Origin of the sequence: Salinisphaera sp. G21_0, assembly GCF_017744115.1 — a bacterium.
Taxonomy (GTDB): domain Bacteria; phylum Pseudomonadota; class Gammaproteobacteria; order Pseudomonadales; family Endozoicomonadaceae; genus Endozoicomonas.
Map to the genome: position 1 here is coordinate 1 of NZ_JAGHQW010000004.1, position 17204 is coordinate 17204.

15 protein-coding genes and 1 rRNA gene are annotated in these 17204 nt (G+C 49.3%); 4 read left to right on the top strand and 12 right to left on the bottom strand.

The window, feature by feature from the left end; all coding sequences use genetic code 11:
• Positions 1 to 119 (bottom strand): 16S ribosomal RNA (locus J7439_RS02755); the annotation flags it as partial.
• Between the two features lie 745 nt (positions 120 to 864).
• On the opposite strand from J7439_RS02755, the gene J7439_RS02760 reads away from it, so the two are divergent.
• A complete protein-coding gene (locus tag J7439_RS02760) occupies positions 865 to 2220 on the top strand; it encodes a TNF receptor-associated factor family protein (RefSeq protein WP_209200229.1) in 1356 nt (451 codons plus the stop codon).
• Positions 2221 to 2360: 140 nt separating this feature from the next.
• Here the strand turns inward: J7439_RS02760 and J7439_RS02765 are convergent, their stop codons facing one another.
• The 11 genes from J7439_RS02765 to J7439_RS02815 all read right to left on the bottom strand — a co-directional run bounded on the left by J7439_RS02765 (position 2361) and on the right by J7439_RS02815 (position 13501).
• Positions 2361 to 4118: an ankyrin repeat domain-containing protein gene (locus J7439_RS02765; RefSeq protein WP_209200231.1), complete on the bottom strand. Its 1758-nt coding sequence runs from the start codon at positions 4116 to 4118 to the stop codon at positions 2361 to 2363.
• A gap of 179 nt (positions 4119 to 4297) precedes the next feature.
• Positions 4298 to 5188, bottom strand: coding sequence for a ParB/RepB/Spo0J family partition protein (locus tag J7439_RS02770; RefSeq protein ID WP_209200239.1), 891 nt, complete (start codon positions 5186 to 5188; stop codon positions 4298 to 4300).
• A 3-nt stretch (positions 5189 to 5191) separates the two neighbouring features.
• Positions 5192 to 6001 carry a ParA family protein gene (locus J7439_RS02775; protein WP_101746999.1) on the bottom strand — a complete coding sequence of 270 codons (810 nt, stop codon included), beginning with the start codon at positions 5999 to 6001 and terminating at the stop codon, positions 5192 to 5194.
• 16 nt (positions 6002 to 6017) lie between these two features.
• Positions 6018 to 6692 carry a 16S rRNA (guanine(527)-N(7))-methyltransferase RsmG gene (rsmG, locus tag J7439_RS02780; RefSeq protein WP_209200242.1) on the bottom strand — a complete coding sequence of 225 codons (675 nt, stop codon included), beginning with the start codon at positions 6690 to 6692 and terminating at the stop codon, positions 6018 to 6020.
• 134 nt (positions 6693 to 6826) lie between these two features.
• Entirely contained in the window at positions 6827 to 7687 is an 861-nt protein-coding gene (locus J7439_RS02785; RefSeq protein ID WP_209200243.1) for a hypothetical protein, read from the bottom strand.
• 209 nt (positions 7688 to 7896) lie between these two features.
• Positions 7897 to 8589 carry a YiiX/YebB-like N1pC/P60 family cysteine hydrolase gene (locus J7439_RS02790; protein WP_209200244.1) on the bottom strand — a complete coding sequence of 231 codons (693 nt, stop codon included), beginning with the start codon at positions 8587 to 8589 and terminating at the stop codon, positions 7897 to 7899.
• Positions 8590 to 8669: 80 nt separating this feature from the next.
• Entirely contained in the window at positions 8670 to 9497 is an 828-nt protein-coding gene (gene aroE / locus J7439_RS02795; RefSeq protein ID WP_209200245.1) for a shikimate dehydrogenase, read from the bottom strand.
• Between the two features lie 18 nt (positions 9498 to 9515).
• Positions 9516 to 10439, bottom strand: coding sequence for an oxygen-dependent coproporphyrinogen oxidase (hemF, locus tag J7439_RS02800; protein WP_209200246.1), 924 nt, complete (start codon positions 10437 to 10439; stop codon positions 9516 to 9518).
• A 29-nt stretch (positions 10440 to 10468) separates the two neighbouring features.
• Complete coding sequence (tsaC, locus tag J7439_RS02805) at positions 10469 to 11023, bottom strand: L-threonylcarbamoyladenylate synthase type 1 TsaC (RefSeq protein WP_209200247.1); 555 nt, start codon at positions 11021 to 11023, stop codon at positions 10469 to 10471.
• Positions 11024 to 11245: 222 nt separating this feature from the next.
• A complete protein-coding gene (dprA, locus tag J7439_RS02810) occupies positions 11246 to 12379 on the bottom strand; it encodes a DNA-processing protein DprA (protein WP_209200248.1) in 1134 nt (377 codons plus the stop codon).
• 120 nt (positions 12380 to 12499) lie between these two features.
• Positions 12500 to 13501: a LysM peptidoglycan-binding domain-containing protein gene (locus J7439_RS02815; RefSeq protein ID WP_209200249.1), complete on the bottom strand. Its 1002-nt coding sequence runs from the start codon at positions 13499 to 13501 to the stop codon at positions 12500 to 12502.
• Positions 13502 to 13825: 324 nt separating this feature from the next.
• Here J7439_RS02815 and J7439_RS02820 point away from each other — a divergent pair, with 324 nt between their 5' ends.
• The 3 genes from J7439_RS02820 to fmt all read left to right on the top strand — a co-directional run bounded on the left by J7439_RS02820 (position 13826) and on the right by fmt (position 17194).
• On the top strand, positions 13826 to 15667 hold the full coding sequence (locus tag J7439_RS02820) for an extracellular solute-binding protein (protein WP_209200250.1): 1842 nt from the start codon (positions 13826 to 13828) through the stop codon (positions 15665 to 15667).
• A gap of 85 nt (positions 15668 to 15752) precedes the next feature.
• Positions 15753 to 16250, top strand: a complete 498-nt coding sequence (gene def, locus J7439_RS02825) for a peptide deformylase (RefSeq protein WP_101746989.1) — start codon at positions 15753 to 15755, stop codon at positions 16248 to 16250.
• Positions 16250 to 17194 (top strand): methionyl-tRNA formyltransferase, encoded by a 945-nt coding sequence (fmt, locus tag J7439_RS02830; RefSeq protein ID WP_209200251.1) that lies wholly within the window; start codon positions 16250 to 16252, stop codon positions 17192 to 17194. The genes def and fmt overlap by 1 nt, the downstream gene beginning before the upstream one ends.
• Positions 17195 to 17204: the final 10 nt, after the last annotated feature.

Sequence of the window (17204 nt, forward strand, 5' to 3'; positions counted from 1 at the left end):
GTTACGCACCCGTCCGCCGCTCGTCGGCAAAGAGCAAGCTCTTCCCGCTACCGCTCGACTTGCATGTGTTAGGCCTGCCGCCAGCGTTCAATCTGAGCCATGATCAAACTCTTCAGTTTAAATCGTTGTGTTGCTTTACTTCGAAAAGCAAGGCAACGGCTCAATGTCACAATTAAACGTACATGAATTTACAGGTATGTTCGCTTGATCAATTAAGCATCTTAAATAGTTCTGAACACTCTCTTAAAGAGAGGCCAGTTAACCGATGCAATCGCACAAGCGCCCACACGAATTGTCTGATATCTTGTTAAAGAACGTTTGCTCTGGATAACTGGTCACTGGCAACTGCCAACCGATCACCGAAAGCAAGGCCGCCTATCTTACCGTGGCGACTTTCGTTGTCAAGCATTCGTTTTTCAGAAGAAGAAAGAAGCTTTCCAACTCGCTAACGTTGCTCTCAAGCCCTGTCAGCGGAGGCGCATCTTACCGCGCCAGCTTGATTTGTCAACCGGTTGTTTTTCATTCAATCCAAACAACCCATTTTCAAACCGCACTTTCCGGTCAGCGATGATGATTCATTCTGCTGATCCGTGGATGACCGTTTGGGTCAGTCCGTGGAAGTAAGGCGCATGATAGAGAAATTTTGACTTTAATCAATAAGCGACAGTCGTTTTAAGTATAATCACCTAGAACAACCGATGTGATATAATGTTAGTAGTACTTATGAGCCAGTCTATGAACACACAGCTCGCTTGATTGGCTGTGCCGGGCTCAGGGATTTTTCACCACAAAAACATTATTGCCTGAAACTTTTCATACTGTTTCATGATCCAAAGGGCTTGAACGTGATAACAGGAAATTCAAATGCAAGCCGCCCAGTCATTTACTTCAATGCTTTCTGGTAGAGCCCTCCCTGATAATCCAGCGACAAATAATTCCTCCGGGCTTCCTCCAGATCTCATCAACACTTTTTTCCACCGTGGTGTCAGGATGATCACTGAGTTGCCCCCATCATACATAAATGTAGTACGTTGTAGCAGGGATCACATCCTCGGAGACATAGTCCAATGCTATCAAGGGCATTTACTGTGTCGTCATTGCGTACAGCATGAGCAATATAAACAACCAAACTTCCCCCCGGGGGATTTATCTGACTACCGTTGCCCTATAGATAAAGACTCCCTTTTTCCGGACACCAATTCAACCCGGGAAATAAAATTTGTTTATCAAAGTCAATGCCCTTCAAACACCACCTATAGAAACACTGGTTGCACATGGCGCGGGTCTTATAACGGTATCAAGGGTCATCTCGACAAATGTGAAAATATTCCCCTGAAAGACAGGATAAGAATGCTACAACACGATCGTTCAGAGGATGCCAGAAGGATAGATCAGCTTATTGATCAGATAAAACAGCTGGAATCGCTACTCAAAAAGCCACAACCATCTATCCAAAACAGGATGGCATCACTGGATAAAGATATGGAATTAATGAAACAACAAATGCAACAAATTACCCGGGAATTTAACGCAAAACTTCAGGCGCTGAGAACGTCTCCCAGTACCTCACTACCGCCTGACTTTAAGCAACTCTACAATAATCTAGAATCTCAGACTGAAGAAAATCGTCTTGCTATTGCTGATATCAAAAACGACATTACCAATGCACTTCATTTGATGAGTCAACTCAGGGATGTCGATCCCAATACTTTGCCTCAGATGGCTGGAGCCCTTAAAGTCAATGCCTTACAGGACAAAACAGCATCCCGGAACGGTACCCTGGTATGGAAGATTGATGGATTTGCAGCCAAACGGATGGCGGCTATCAATCACAACCCAGAGTCCATATATTCACAGCCATTCTGTACCAGCGAATTCGGGTATAAGATGCGAGCAAGGGTCTACCTGAATGGTGATGGATCAGGAAAAGGCACTCATATCAGCTTGTTTCTGGCTTTAATGAAAGGTGACTATGATGCTATTCAGCGTTGGCCGTTTCAACACAAAATTACTTTTATGATCCTCGATCAGAATGGTTTAGATGACGAGTTCGACGCTTTCTCCCCCGACCCGAATTCACTATCTTATCAACGACCAATAAAGCCAAGTAACATCCCCATTGGCTGCCCTAAGTTCCTGGCACTCTCCAGGCTGGAACATGGATACGTTAAAGATGACACCATGTTTATCAAGATTGTTGTAGATACCAGTCAGAATTGACACTCCGACGATTAATGAAGGATTGAATGAGCAGTCAAAGAAATAGTAGAAAGCTCCCATTGTTGCTCAGAGGGGGCTCTGTAACACTCGTTGCCATTATGCAATCAGGAACACCATCAGAGGTTCATTATGCGTATTTATCATCTGAACTCATCCACTGAACCCGTTTCACCAAGTAATCTCTTAAGCCGCTGTTCATTTTCAACCGATAACTCGCAAGCCAGCTCCTGTTGATGTTTACAGATCGTTTTATGAAGTTCTTTGTGTGACAGCAGCAGTTGCCGTAATGATCCAAGCCGATGTTCTAAAAGCCAGTCGTATAATCGAATATGTGAATAGTTAATTGAGGGATTGTCTTGAGAATCTTCATCCTCATCACTATCTTCAATATCAGACTCTATCCCATCGTCACTCTCAGTTCTTGTAAAACGACGTCTGTCAGGCTCCAACCCTACCCTGATAAAATCACTGGTTGATGCGAAGAACATGGCTTCCATACGTTTCATGAAAGCATCGGTGCACGATTCCATAACAGGCTCATAGGGCAGGTAGATGAAAGGCCGAAGACTCATCCCTACGGGGTGCTCAGCCCTGGCTTGTGCCAGCAAGTCGCCAAGCTTCACTCTATTGTGTTCACTCAAATAGCTGGCAATCATTTCGACCGTATCATCAATAAGATAGAAAACATCCGGATAGTCTTTTAGCAGTCTACCGATATCCTCCTCCCGGGTTTCCATCAATGTGTCCGAAATAGCCCCCTTCAGAGCGTCAATATTTTCTGGAAAATGGTATTTGTAGGCAACTTTCAGGACGTAACTGCATAATTCCAGCTTCCAGCTAAACCCGCTATCTTCTTCATCTTCTTCATCTTCTTCGAAGGTACTGAAACACACCCAAAGCAATGACTGGCCATCACTATCAACACCATTCAGGGCCAACCCTTCTTTTATCCAGTAGAGCAGTACCTGGACATCACTACGGAAGTAACGGGGGATCATTTTACTGACAAAAAGTGATGCTTCACTGATGCAGTTACTGATATCTAATCCATGAATGGCAAGCAACCCCAGTTTTTCGCTATCAAGCCTGCGATCTTTGATCATTGTCGTCATCGGAATGTATTGGGCACGATTGTCGACGTCACCGGTACTGGCTCCTGCCCGCAATAAAAGCACGGCCATAGCATTCCAGGAAGTTGAGCTCAACGCATTAGACAGGGCTGTTTCGTCGTTGTTGTTCAATGCATCAAGGATTTCGGGATTTTCCCTGACTTTCTTCAATAATATGGCCATAAGCTCCCGGGTAGCACCAGCGGAGCAGGCAGTGTGTAATGGCGTGTTGCCCAATCGATCCGTAGTCAGCGAAGCCCCATGACTCAAAAGCCAGATAACTACGATATCCGGATGAACCGGGTACTGAGACCGATTCAGACTATTCCTCCGAAGAATACAGCTCGCTTTACAAAACTGGTGCATCAGGGTTTCCCCTGCAAAGTTAATAGGCTGATTGATATCAACCCCACCCTGACTCAAATACCATTGCAGTTTCTTCAGAATATTTGGGTCACGCACGGACAGTGGAGAGTACCAATACACCGTATCATGGGGCCCATATACAGATGTTTGGCATATACTACGGACTTGTTTGGCGTAAATATCGATGACCCTGTTCTGTAACAGCGTATCTAATTCCTGAATGTCGGCATTGTCGCGAAACAGCATATTGCACTGGCATAGTGAGGAGCGGATCAATTGTGTTGTGGGGTTTTGGCACACGACCGACTGACCATTGAATTCCCCTGCATTGCCAGACTGCATTGACAGGTGGTGGCAAACCACAACGGGAAAGGGAAGAACCGATTTGAAGGCCGTGAGATCCTCAGGAGTGACCGTATTCATAATAAATCTTCCAAATTGCGTTTTTTGTGAATGTCAATCAACAGCAATCCATTTGAAAAAGCGCAGGTCGATCATTGAATATAACCAGATAGCCAGTCTGGTATAAGGTGGGAGATAATCAAGTATTATGTTTGGGATGCGCCCCGGGAAAGAGCGCAGAGGAGATAAAAAAGCGGTATTTACTGGATATGGGCCAACACGCCATCCAGCTCATCCAGTGAATTGTAGGAAATGACCAGCTTGCCTTTTCCTTTGGCACTGCACTGAATGGCGACCCTGGCTCCTACCTTTTCAGACAACTCATCTTCGAGCTGCCTTATATTAGGGTCAAGCCGCTTAACGGTTTTTCCGCCTTTTTCCTTTTCCTGCTGGATTCGGCGAACCAGTGCTTCCGTCTGACGCACAGACAATCCCTTTGCGGTAACGGTCCGGGCTACTTCTAACTGATCCTGTTCGCCCAGGGAAAGCAACGCTCTTGCATGGCCCATTTCCAGGTCGCCATATTCCAGCATTTTCTTTACTTCAGGGTTCAGGGCCATCAGTCGCAATATATTAGCAACGGCAGCCCTGGACTTACCGACGGCCTGGGCCACTTCCTGCTGGGTCAGTTCGAACTCTTTTTGCAGTCTGGAAAGCGCAATTGCTTCTTCAATAGGATTCAGGTCTTCCCGCTGGATGTTTTCGATCAGTGCCATGGCAATGGCAGCCTCATCGGGAACCTCACGAATCAGGGCAGGAACTTCTGCGAGGCCTGCCAGCTGTGCTGCACGCCAGCGACGCTCACCGGCAATGATTTCATAGCGATTCTGCCCGGCCGGACGAACCACGATTGGCTGCATGATGCCCTGCTCTTTAATACTTTCAGCCAGCTCTTCCAGGGCATCGGGGTGCATGTCTCGGCGGGGCTGGTACTTGCCACGCACCAGAAATTCAACGGGCAGGTCTTTCATTGTCCCATCCAGTGACTCCTTGACCGGTGATGGCCCGGCAAGATCATTAGACAGGGATGACGGTAGCCTGGCGCTACCCAACAGTGCATTTAAGTTAGTACCGAGACGTTGTTTCGCCATGGGTCAGTGAGTTCCTGTTTTCCTTGTCGACTTGCCGTTAAGCCCCTTGATGTCATGCTTGCGTACCAGCTCTCCGGCCAGGGCCAGATAAGCCACCGCACCACGGGAGTTCCGGTCATAGGCCAGTACCGGCTTACCATGACTCGGTGCCTCGGCAAGTCGAACATTACGGGGAATCACGGTTCGGTAGACCTGATCACCAAAATGGTTGATGAGCTGTCTCGATACTTCTGTGGTCAGCGTCATCCTGGGGTCATACATGGTGCGCAGCAGACCTTCGATGTGCAAATCGGGATTGATGGTTTCCCTCAGGCCTGCAATGGTTTCCATCAGGGCCGTCAGACCTTCCAGTGCATAGTATTCGCACTGCATCGGGATAATCACCCCACGGGCAGCCACCATGGCATTAATGGTCAGCATGTTCAGAGAGGGAGGGCAGTCAATCATGATAAAGTCGTACTGATCTTCAACTCTGGCAAGCGCGTCATGGAGTCTGGATTCCTTGCGGTCCATCTCCATCAGCTCAACTTCTGCTGCCGTCAGGTCGGCGTTTGCCCCCAGCACATCATAACCGCCATCCCGGGATGGCAGGATTGCCTGTTCGATATCACAGCGCCCGGTCAGTACATGATAAACGGACCATTGCTGAGCATGTTTGTCGATTCCGCTACCCATGGTGGCATTCCCCTGGGGGTCAACATCAATAAGCAGCACCCGCTGCTTACTGGCCGCCAGGGAAGCCGATAGGTTAACGCAGGAAGTGGTTTTGCCAACCCCCCCCTTCTGATTGGTTACCGCTAGAATTTTAGCCACAGCCGTTTAATACCATTCAATGCCTGTTACGCAAAATGACAAGATGACGATCGCCGTCTGTGCCCGGTACCTTTAAAGGCTCACAGCCAACCAGCTCAATTTCGTGACGATCCATCAATTCCTTCAATTCTTCTTCAGGATATAGCCCTTTCATGGCCAGATAAACACCTGAAGGTGATAATAAGTGTTTTGTGCCATCTACCATATTAACCAATGAGCTGAATGCCCGTGAAGTAATGGCGTCAAAAGGGACATCCACCTGAAAAGACTCTACGCGGGAATTAGTAACTTCCAGGTTATTGAGCTGAAGGTCCAGTTTTGCCTGAAGCATGAAGCGGGTCTTCTTGCCATTGCTGTCCAGTGTCGTGAATTGTTTATCAGGGTACATAATCGCCAGAACCACGCCTGGCAGTCCCGGGCCTGAGCCTACATCCAGAATCACCTCGCCAGAAATATGGGGAACAATACTCAGACTATCCACAATATGCCTGAAGACCATCTCTCTGGGGTCACGAATGGCGGTAAGATTGTAGGCTTTATTCCACTTGTTCAGCAGCAGAACATAGCGGGTCAGCAAATCCGCCTGAACCGGGGACAAATCAAGACCGAGTGATTTGGCACCCCGGCCAATATCGTTCTGTAATGTCTGAGCCAGGGAGTGGTCGGTTAATGATGATTGAGAAGCGTTCATGGATTCCTTCAGCCAGCGGGCGGTAAGCCTTGCAGTGACAATAAGCTACCTGGATGCCCTCTGGCTTTACTGATGAGAATAGATAACTGATCAGTCTATTTCATAACTTTGATAAAATCGACGCAATCATTCATTCACGAATTATCATTCATCGCCTGCAGGGATGCCTGTAAGCCGGCCAACTGTCCTTTTACTTTTTGATAGGCTTCATAGGTTTTGATGGTTTCTGCCAGCCTGGCATCTCTCTCAAGTGGCTCTTTGTCCGGATCATAAACAGCAGTTACATTTTTCGCTAACTCCAATGCCTTCATTGCTTCCACGCACATACTGACGTTATTGGGTAATCTCGTTGCAGGTTGAGCCACAGGCTGCTGACCATTAGCATGTCTGCCATGATCCTTTGCCACCTGAACATTAACAACCTCTGCCTGTACATTAACAATCTCCACCTGTTTTCCCAGTTGTGCCGTATAGTATGCGACAAGTGACCTTTTCAATGCACCGCAGCGCATGGCCGTGGCGTAGCAAACTACATCCTGGGCCTCTTTTGAATCGATATCCACCCGGGGGACACAGGTTGCCCATGTACGCTCAATTTTCGAACACTCAAGTCGTAATTCGATAATAGCCTCGGTCAGCTGTGTTTTTTTCTTCCGGCGTGCAGCAAGCTCATCCGGCGGATTACATTCTGTTGAACTCTCAGGGGCCTCTGCCCCTGCTGACTTTTCATTTTTCTCCCGAACACCAGCCTGAGGGGGAAAATCATCAGGCACTTCAGGCAAGGTAATACTGAACTCCTCCAGTTTTTTTGCCGACGCATTTTGGTGGCTGCGGGCAGGAAGGTAGGGGACAACATGTTGCGGCACGGCAGGAAGCAGATCGATTATGTCATCATCATCTGGATCACGATTCATAACATCATGAGCCACAGTCATCAGATCCTGCATAACAGTCTCAAAACCAGGAATAGCCAAAGCGGGAAAGTTAGGTGACATGGAACTACCTCATTCACAAAATGAAAACTATTTTCTCTCTGCGCGCAGACATTAACTTTAGAGAAAAGTTTCAACAGCAGAAGGAATTGTGTGGTTGTCGCAGATTACTCAGTGACTGATTAAATCAAGACAGCAGTCTATCAGGCAGGAAAATAAGGTTAGTCAAAACTGGTGCAGATCTGATCAGAAAATGGTTTCAGGCCAGAGTTCTAAGCCAGTGTTGACCCTGGCTCCAGACTGCATAAATCCTGACAATTTTTTGCTGGAAGTGATCCAAGACTATTAATAGACATTAGCTTGTCGGAGCAGGAGAGCAGCGCCGGATGTGAGCCGGGAAGCCCTTCCGGTATCTCCTGGCCAATGGCTTGATAATGGTCAATCCAGAACGGCATCAGCTCTCCGGTTTCCATATCCCGGAAACTCATGGGTGTTTCTTCAAACAGGAAAATTCCTTTATTGGCATGGCGAAACGCATGAACAATTAATTCACTGCAATACCAGCTTTTCTGGTGCTCTTCCTGATTCGGTCGGTAGTGAGGGTCATAGGGTATCGACAGCTGCTGCTCTGCAAACGCCAGGGCATCAGGTACCAGTGCCGAATAACTCGATACCAGCCGACAGACCAGGACACACGGTCTGCCATGGTTGTCTAAAACCGAGCTGCTGACGAAAGCATCCAAAGCGGTTTTCTGCACCCGGGGCATTACAGCTTCTATAACCATGCCATCACCGTCGTAGAGTGCGACATGATTAATGGCTGCACCGTCCCGACCCGCAAAGAGCCGACTGATAACCCATTCGGCCTCTCCACCTGAGCGCAGTTGGAACAGCAGGTCACCCGGCATGAGGTCTTTGGCGATCACATTGGCTGGCATTACAGTGACTGGCAGCGCTTTATCCATAACGAACCCAATATCTGAAAATCATCCCGTAATTGCGTTACAGGTAATATAAAGAATCATGTTCAGGAGTATAGAACCTGTCAGGCCATTTCATTCCGCAACAGGTCAAGTACCTGACGGGTATCAGGACGAACACCACGCCAAATGGCAAACTGCTCTGCCGCCTGTTCAACCAGCATACCAAGCCCATCAATAGTTTTACCTGCACCCTGCTCACGACACCAGCGATTGAAAATGGTTTCGTCGGCACCGTACATCATGTCATAACAGCAGGTGTTCTGATCAATAATATGGCCGGGTATGGGCGGCATCTCTCCCTGCAGGCTGGCAGCAGTGCCGTTGATAACCAGGTCAAAACGACCCTCTATATCGTCGAATCCACAGGCAGAAACGGCTTTATCCGTAAAGAGTTCAACCAGCGTATCAGCCTTGCTGCGGGTTCGATTGGCAATAACAACTTCAACCGGTTGCTCTTCAAGCAGGGGCTCAAGCACTCCTCTTACGGCACCACCGGCTCCCAGAACCAGTACCCGAGTACCTTTAATGGTTACACCGTTATTTGCCTGGAGATCTGCCACCAAGCCAAGCCCATCGGTGTTGTCCCCATGGAGCTGGCCATGTTCATTCTGCCACAGGGTGTTTACCGCGCCGGCTTTTTCTGCTCGTGACGTTCTCTTCTCAGCTAACTGCCACGCCTCTTCCTTAAAGGGTAAGGTGATACTTAACCCCAGATCACCGTTTTCAAAGAATTCATCGATCGCTTTTTTAAAGCCGCTAACGTCAACCAACAGGGCGGTGTAACGCAGACTTTGGTCAGTCTGGTCAGCAAACAATGTGTGAATAACCGGTGATTTGCTGTGGGCAATAGGGTTCCCCATTACTGCATACGTGTCTACTGGCCCAGCCATGATTCAGACCCTCTTGATTTATGCCCAGTCTTTTGGCTTTAAAAATTCTTCATACAGTCGAGCCTCTTCGGTGCCGGGCTCTGGACTCCAGTTGTAATCCCAGCGGACATGAGGCGGTAACGACATAAGGATAGACTCTGTACGACCACCGGACTGCAGACCAAACAAAGTACCCCTGTCGTATACCAGGTTGAATTCCACATAACGGCCACGGCGGTACTCCTGAAAACGCTTGTGCTGCTCAGAGTAAGGCAGGGATTTACGGCGCTGTACAATGGGCAGATAGGCATCAATAAAGCTGTCGCCGACCGACTGCATAAACTCAAAACTGCGCTCAAATGGCCACTCATTCAGGTCATCGTAGAACAGTCCGCCAATCCCCCGGGGTTCGTTGCGGTGTTTCAGGAAGAAGTATTCATCACACCACTTTTTATAGCGGGGGTAGACATCATCACCAAAGGGATCACAGGCTTGTTTGGCCACCTGATGCCAGTGCTGACAATCTTCTTCAAAGCCATAGTAAGGCGTCAGGTCATAGCCGCCACCAAACCACCAGATCGGTGCTTCTCCTTCTTTATGGGCGATCAGCATCCGGACATTGGCATGGGATGTTGGCACAAATGGATTATCCGGGTGGATCACCAGGGAAACCCCCATGGCCTGAAAACTTCTGCCAGCCATATGTGGTCGATGGGCTGTGGCGCTGGCAGGGAGCTGATCCCCGGTTACATGGGAAAAATTCACACCGGCTTTTTCAAACACCGTGCCCCCTTCAAGCACTCTGGCTTTACCGCCACCATCACCCTTGTTGCCGGAGCCAAGATAGTCCCACTGGTCTTCCCTGAAGGAGCCCCCGGTTTCTTCTGCTTCAATCGCGGTGCATATGCGATTCTGCAAATCCAGGAGGTATTGCTTTACGAGATCTACAGACGGTTCTGACATTCCGGGACAATTCCTGAGTTTTAGTAATATTAGCCAGCCCTTACCAGCTCACCCGAACGCAGGTCCTGAATCTTTGAGGGTGTTTTCTGCTCTCCGGTTTCGCCGGGAACAATGCCATCAAGCAGAGAGCCAAACACTTCCTCTACACCTGAAAACGTTAACAGCGGGTCCTTACCGGCAAGGTTTGCTGACGTAGACACTATCGGGTGCCCTGTTGCTTCACACAGTGTTTTCACCAGTGGATGCGCAGTGATACGAACAGCAACCGTATCAAACTGGCCTCTGACCCAGTCGGGTGCCCAGCCAGCAGGGTCTGGAATAAGCCAGGTATAAGGACCTGGCCAGGTAGACTTCAGCCGGGCTCTTTCTTCACAAGAGAGGGGATTAAGTAGCGGGGCAAACTGATCCTCTGAAGCACCAATCAGAATGACCCCTTTTTCAATCGGTCGCTGTTTGATGTCAAGAATCCGATAAACAGCCTGCTGGTTCCAGGGGTCACATCCCAACCCCCATACGGCTTCTGTGGGGTAAGCGATGACACCGCCGTTTCTGATTATTCTGGCTGCCTGACCTACATCCATCATGAAAACATCTCTCAGGGATAACTCTCAGCTAGTTAACGGCTGCCGGAGAACAGCGTCTTTCGCAAGAACTGCTTCAGCATTCGCCAGATAGTCAGCCCGAGATTGCAACACATGGGCTGATATTTTTCGAAGCATCACCAGTAAGGTTCGCTAGTCTAGCAAGAGAAGTTCAGAAGCAACACCCGGAAGTGTAAAGCACGATACTTTCCGCTGATTCACAAATCAGCCAAGACGAATAAAACCACCGGATGTGGACTCTATTACGCCATCAAGCTCCATTTCGGTAAGCACGACAGAAAGCTCCGCAAAAGGAATCCCGGAAAGTGTGCTGATTTGATCCGCACTGACAACGTCAAACCCCATCACTTCAATAACTTTAAGTCGCAGTGGGTCTGTCTCTTTTCGACTGGAAGTGGATGGAGAGAATTCATTCATAACACCATGGAGCTGTGGTGCGAGTTCAATTAATACATCATCAGGACTTTCTACCAGCACCGCACCTTCGCGGATCAGCTTATGACACCCCCGACTTAACGGGTTCAGCACCGAACCCGGTATGGCAAAAACCTCACGACCCTGCTCCGCAGCCAGCCTTGCTGAGATTAACGAGCCGCTTTCCAGTGCTGCTTCAACCACCAGAACTCCCAGGGATAAACCGGACAGAATACGATTGCGACGGGGAAAGTTACCGGCAAAGGGTTTTGTTCCCAGAGGATATTCACTGACGATGGCCCCCTGACTGGCAATCAACTGATAAAGATCCTCATGCCTTGCCGGATAAACCTGATCCACACCGGTACCCAACACGGCGACTGTCGCACCGTAACAACCCAGTGCGCCCTGGTGGGCAGCCGCATCGATACCCAGTGCCATACCACTGGTAATCACCAGGCCACTTCTTGATAAGTGTTCACAAAATTCCCGGGCCACCCGGCGACCATTTGGTGTAGGCCTTCGGCTACCGACAACGCCCAGCTGCGGCTCACTGATTAGCTGCCTGTTACCAATGACGTAGAGCACAACCGGGGCATCAGGCAGCTCTTTCAGCGCTTTGGGATAGAGATGGGAATCTGGTGTCACAATGGCATGGGCCTGACTGGCTTCCAGCCATGTCTGTATCCGGTGCAACTGTTTCTGAATAGATGAGTCTCTGTGGGCATTGACCAGCAAACTGGCCAGCTTCTCCGGAATAATACTCTTCAGTTGATTAAATGATGCGGAAAAAAGCTGGCTGGGATGTTGGAATTTGTCGATAAGCTGGCTGGATTTGATGGGCCCCAGCCCCGGAATAAGGGAAAGGGTTAGCCAGGGGAGCAGCTGTAACCAGTCCTTCTGGTCGGTATCAGTGTATATCATTGAATTCTCTTTCCGGAGTTGTGTGGCTTATTCTGGTTATTAACAGCTCTGTCCGAATAAGCCACACATCCAATGAAGCACCCGGTAAACATTCGGGCTGTTGTTTGAATAAATGGTTACTTATGGTTGTGGGCTCCGGAGGATATAGCCAACTTCAATATCCTCTTTAGCTGATAGCACAATACCATAGCTCATTTTTTCAAAAGGTCGATAAACCATCACCAAACCGATTCTCTCGGAGGGCAGAGTGACCTGTTCATTGGTAAATGGGTCGAAGGCTTCTTGTGTCTTTCGATAGACGGCCAGGATATCCCCTTGCCTGAGACTCTCCCTTTCCCCTTTGTTGATAACGACCGTATCAAACTTGGAAATCTTTTTTGTGTTGTTCATGTTAGCCGTGACAATACCCTCTAAAGGCGCAGCCGGTGCTCTTGGAAAAAACGTCGTGACCAGTCCGCTGGCATCCTGCTTGACCACCCGGTCACCGGGTTTCATCTCCATGTTACTGTCCTGTACGACCATGGAGGCAACCCCTTCCCTGACACGACTCAAGTTGATGGTTCCGACATCAATGCCAATGAGCCCGAGCACTTCATCGGTTTCCGGGTCAACAATCTGCTGACCACGGCGAACAACATCAAACCGCAGGGTATGTCCGGCAAAATCTCCCCGTGCGTATATTTTATCCCCAGCCCCTGACACCAATTTGCCACCTTTCGCAGCAAACACATAAGGCGCATTATTCAGCTGTTCCTCACTGGAAAATACATGACCGCCTTTTAAATAACTTTGCACAGCACTCAGGGGAATCGCCGGGATTGCTGACTCTCCGGGCTTCACCCGGATTTTTGGCGTTAATTTAATCGTTCGACCAGGCTTCCCGCGACTGGAAATCATCAACCTGGGCTGGCCATTGATATAAACCAGACTGATAACATCGCCGGGGTAAATCAGGTGGGGATTCGCTATCTGGGGGTTAGTATGCCAGATTTCCGGCCATAACCAGGGGCTGTCCAGAAACGTAGTGGATATATCCCACAGGGTATCGCCTTTCTCAACGGTATACCTGCTGGGGGAGTCTGCCTTTACCGGGCTATCGTATGCCAGTCCCAGTGAGGACATACAAAGCAGGATTCCTGCCAGAGCAAAGCGTCTCATTGTCGTCCCGATCCCTTGAATAGTTTTTAGTTTAAGTTAGGGCCTGTTGAGTTTATGTTGCCACACCAAATTTCTTCGTCTAGACCATCCGAACAGTGTATCAACCGCTTCAGCCTGTGGGCAATCGGCTCTCTGTTAGTTCTCGGCTTTAGTACCTGATTCTCAAGATCAGATCACATAAATAGCCCTGCATTCTCAGCGCTGGATCAGGAAGAATAAGGCTACTATTAGTTGTTGTTGTAGTTTCCTGAGCCAGTATCCCGGTGTGGGTTGGATAAAGGAGCAACTTTGAAACAGAAAAGCCTGATGTTTCTGGCAGCGTTAGCCTCTGTTGTCAGTTTGCTGGTGATGGCAGAAACGCCCATCCTGCATAAGTCACACGGACTCTCACGTTTTGATGATCTTAAATACCCGGAAGGCTTCAGGCACTTCGATTACGTCAATCCTGACGCCCCGAAAAGAGGCAAACTTAACCTTGCCGCCATTGGTGTCTTTGATACGTTAAATCCTTATTCCCAAACCGGAACCCACATCTCCCAAATCTCCCCCCTGCGATTTTTTACTTTGGGTTTTCTCGGTTTGAATGAACCCTTGATGGTGGGTACGGGCGCTTACAGCCCGTCCGGCGATGAAGCCCGGTCTGCTTATGGACTGATTGCCCAATCAGTGGAGTACCCTGACGACAGCCAATGGATAACCTTTAACCTCCACCCCAACGCCCGCTTTCATGATGGTCATTCGATTACGGCAGAGGACGTTGAGTTCTCTTTTGAGTACCTGCGCACCAAAGGCCCGGTCAAATATCAGATTCAGCTTAAGCCCATTGCCCGTGTTGAGGTTCTGGATCAACACCGTGTTCGCTTTCATTTCAAGAGGTCTGGCAACAGGGATCAACTGTTCTGTGCTGCCGAGCTGCCAGTTCTGCCTGCTCACTACTGGAAAGACGGGCTTAACGGGAAATCCAGACTGACGCCGCCACTGGGCAGCGGGCCCTACAAAATCACCCATGTGGAAGGAGGGTCATCGGTTACCTTTACCCGGGTTAAGGACTACTGGGGGAAGGATCTGTCGGTAAACCGGGGCAAATACAACTTCGATCAGATCACGCTCTATTTCTATCGGGATCTGACCACTGCCTTTGAAGCGTTTAAATCCGGGGCGCTTAGTCTCTATTTTGAACCCATTGCCAAAAACTGGACCAGGGCCTACAACTTTCCCGACATCATCTCAGGCAAAGTGATAAAGGCTGAAATTCCAACCAAAATGATTATTGGCAGTCCAATGATCGTGTTCAACACCCGCCGGGCTCCCTTTAATGATATTCGGGTAAGAAAAGCGATTGGTTATCTGCTGGATTTTGAATGGAGCAACCGGACACTGTTTGAAAACGCCTATGTCCGGGCCAACAGTTACTTTCCAAACTCCATATACGCCGCTTCAGGTCTGCCCTCTGCCCATGAACAGGCGCTGTTAGCCCCATTTCGCACGCAGCTGCCCGATGCCCTGTTCCATCAGCCATTTTTATCCCCCAAAACCAGGGGCGATGGTTCGATCAGAGCCCAACAGCAACAGGCTCTGGCACTACTGAATGAAGCAGGGTGGCAGTTCAAGGGGGGCAAACTGGTCAACCGGCAGCAAGAGCCGCTGACGTTTGAGCTGATCACTTCCAGTCATCTGGCGGACAGGCTTGTTTTGCCGTTTAAAAAGAACCTGGCCAGCATCGGTATTGAGCTGAAATACCGGGTCCTCGACATCAGCAACTATTTACAGCGAGTGAGAAAACTGGATTTCGATACCATGGGTAATGCCTATTCTCTGGGACTCTCTCTGGGCAGTGAGCTATTCAGGTACTTTCACTCCAGTAATGCGGATATATCCGATACCCAGAACCTGGCCGGCATTAAAAACCCTGTGATTGATGCGCTGCTGGAGAAAATACCAGGAGCCGGGAGTCAGAAAGAGCTGGAAACCATTATTCACAGCCTTGACCGTGTGCTGCTCTGGAATCACTACGGTATTCCGCTCTGGTATTTTGGCAAAGTCAGACTTGCCTACCAGAGTAATATCAAGCGACCGCCGGTAACCACAGATTACCCCATGATCATCAATACCTGGTGGCAGGCTGAATAAGCACGGCTAGGTACAGACTGAATTTCCAGATATACTGAAGGGTCAACAAACTTCATTATTCGACTGCCTCGACCTGAGATCACTGATGGCTCTACTGGAAATACTTGAATACCCTGACCAAAGACTTCGTACGGTTGCCAAGCCTGTAGCGGAGGTCAATGACGACATTCGACGTATCGTTGATGACATGCTGGAGACTATGTACGACGCCAAGGGCGTGGGTCTGGCAGCAACCCAGGTGGATATTCATCAGCGCATCGTGGTTATGGACCTTTCAGAAGAAGGTAACGAGCCCCAGGTGCTTATCAACCCCGGCTATGAGCCCATCGGCGATGAAAAGTCCGACTTTCAGGAAGGCTGTCTGTCGGTCCCCGGCTTTTATGAACTGCTGGACCGCTACGCCCAAGTGAGACTCACGGCTTTAGATCGTGATGGCAATGAGTACACAAGGGATTATGACGGGCTGGCGGCGGTCTGTGTTCAGCACGAGCTGGATCATCTGGAAGGTAAACTGTTTATCGACACACTTTCCCGCCTGAAACAGGACCGTATCAGGAAAAAGCTTGGCAAAAGAAAACACTGATGAAAAGCCTTCGAATTATCTTTGCCGGAACCCCTGAGTTTGCCAGTGCACACCTTCAGGCCATTCTGGATAGCCAACACCAGGTGATCGCCGTTTATAGCCAGCCGGACAGACCGGCAGGGCGTGGTCAGAAACTCATGCCATCACCGGTCAAATCCCTGGCTGTTGCCCACAATATTCCCGTTTTTCAGCCAAAGTCCCTGAGAAATGAAGACGCTCAGCAGGAACTTGCCGCTCTGGATGCTGACCTAATGGTGGTTGTTGCCTATGGGTTGATTCTGCCACAGGCGGTTCTCGACACGCCAAAGCTGGGCTGTATTAATGTGCATGGCTCCATTCTGCCAAGATGGCGCGGAGCAGCCCCGATTCAGCGGGCTATTGAAGCCGGTGACACTGAGTCAGGTGTCACCATTATGCAGATGGACGCCGGACTGGATACCGGTGACATGTTGCTGAAAGCCTTTTGCCCCATCCACCCAACCGATACCGCATCAGACCTTCATGATCGTCTGATTGAAGTGGGTCAGCCTGCTCTTATTCAGTCGCTTGATGACATTGCCGCTGGCCATATTCATCCCGAAAAACAGGATGACATCCTGGCTAACTACGCCCACAAGATGAGTAAAAAAGAAGCACGGCTGGACTGGCAGAAATCAGCACAGGCCCTGGACCGGCAGATTCGGGCATTCAATCCCTGGCCTGTGGCGATCACCGCGTTGGATGACACGAACATCCGTGTCTGGGAAGCCACAGCCCTGGAAGAAGGCACAGCCGAAGCGCCGGGAACCCTGATCAAGGCTGATAAAGATGGTCTGGATATTGCCTGCCATGAAGGCACCCTGCGCATTAAACGGCTGCAATTGGCTGGAAGCCGTGCAATGACTGTGCAGGAGCTGCTGAACAGCAAAAAAGCGATGTTCAGCACCGGAAAACAATTCAGTTAGGCGCTTTTTT

What these genes read in the sequence shown, in the direction of transcription:
- fmt (WP_209200251.1), top strand. Translation starts at nt 16,250, where the DNA reads ATGAAAAGCCTTCGAATTATCTTTGCCGGAACCCCTGAGTTTGCCAGT.
- J7439_RS02790 (WP_209200244.1), bottom strand. Translation starts at nt 8,589, where the DNA reads ATGGATAAAGCGCTGCCAGTCACTGTAATGCCAGCCAATGTGATCGCC.
- def (WP_101746989.1), top strand. Translation starts at nt 15,753, where the DNA reads ATGGCTCTACTGGAAATACTTGAATACCCTGACCAAAGACTTCGTACG.
- J7439_RS02815 (WP_209200249.1), bottom strand. Translation starts at nt 13,501, where the DNA reads ATGTCCTCACTGGGACTGGCATACGATAGCCCGGTAAAGGCAGACTCC.
- hemF (WP_209200246.1), bottom strand. Translation starts at nt 10,439, where the DNA reads ATGTCAGAACCGTCTGTAGATCTCGTAAAGCAATACCTCCTGGATTTG.
- J7439_RS02770 (WP_209200239.1), bottom strand. Translation starts at nt 5,188, where the DNA reads ATGGCGAAACAACGTCTCGGTACTAACTTAAATGCACTGTTGGGTAGC.
- rsmG (WP_209200242.1), bottom strand. Translation starts at nt 6,692, where the DNA reads ATGAACGCTTCTCAATCATCATTAACCGACCACTCCCTGGCTCAGACA.
- J7439_RS02785 (WP_209200243.1), bottom strand. Translation starts at nt 7,687, where the DNA reads ATGTCACCTAACTTTCCCGCTTTGGCTATTCCTGGTTTTGAGACTGTT.
- dprA (WP_209200248.1), bottom strand. Translation starts at nt 12,379, where the DNA reads ATGATATACACTGATACCGACCAGAAGGACTGGTTACAGCTGCTCCCC.
- tsaC (WP_209200247.1), bottom strand. Translation starts at nt 11,023, where the DNA reads ATGATGGATGTAGGTCAGGCAGCCAGAATAATCAGAAACGGCGGTGTC.
- J7439_RS02765 (WP_209200231.1), bottom strand. Translation starts at nt 4,118, where the DNA reads ATGAATACGGTCACTCCTGAGGATCTCACGGCCTTCAAATCGGTTCTT.
- J7439_RS02760 (WP_209200229.1), top strand. Translation starts at nt 865, where the DNA reads ATGCAAGCCGCCCAGTCATTTACTTCAATGCTTTCTGGTAGAGCCCTC.
- aroE (WP_209200245.1), bottom strand. Translation starts at nt 9,497, where the DNA reads ATGGCTGGGCCAGTAGACACGTATGCAGTAATGGGGAACCCTATTGCC.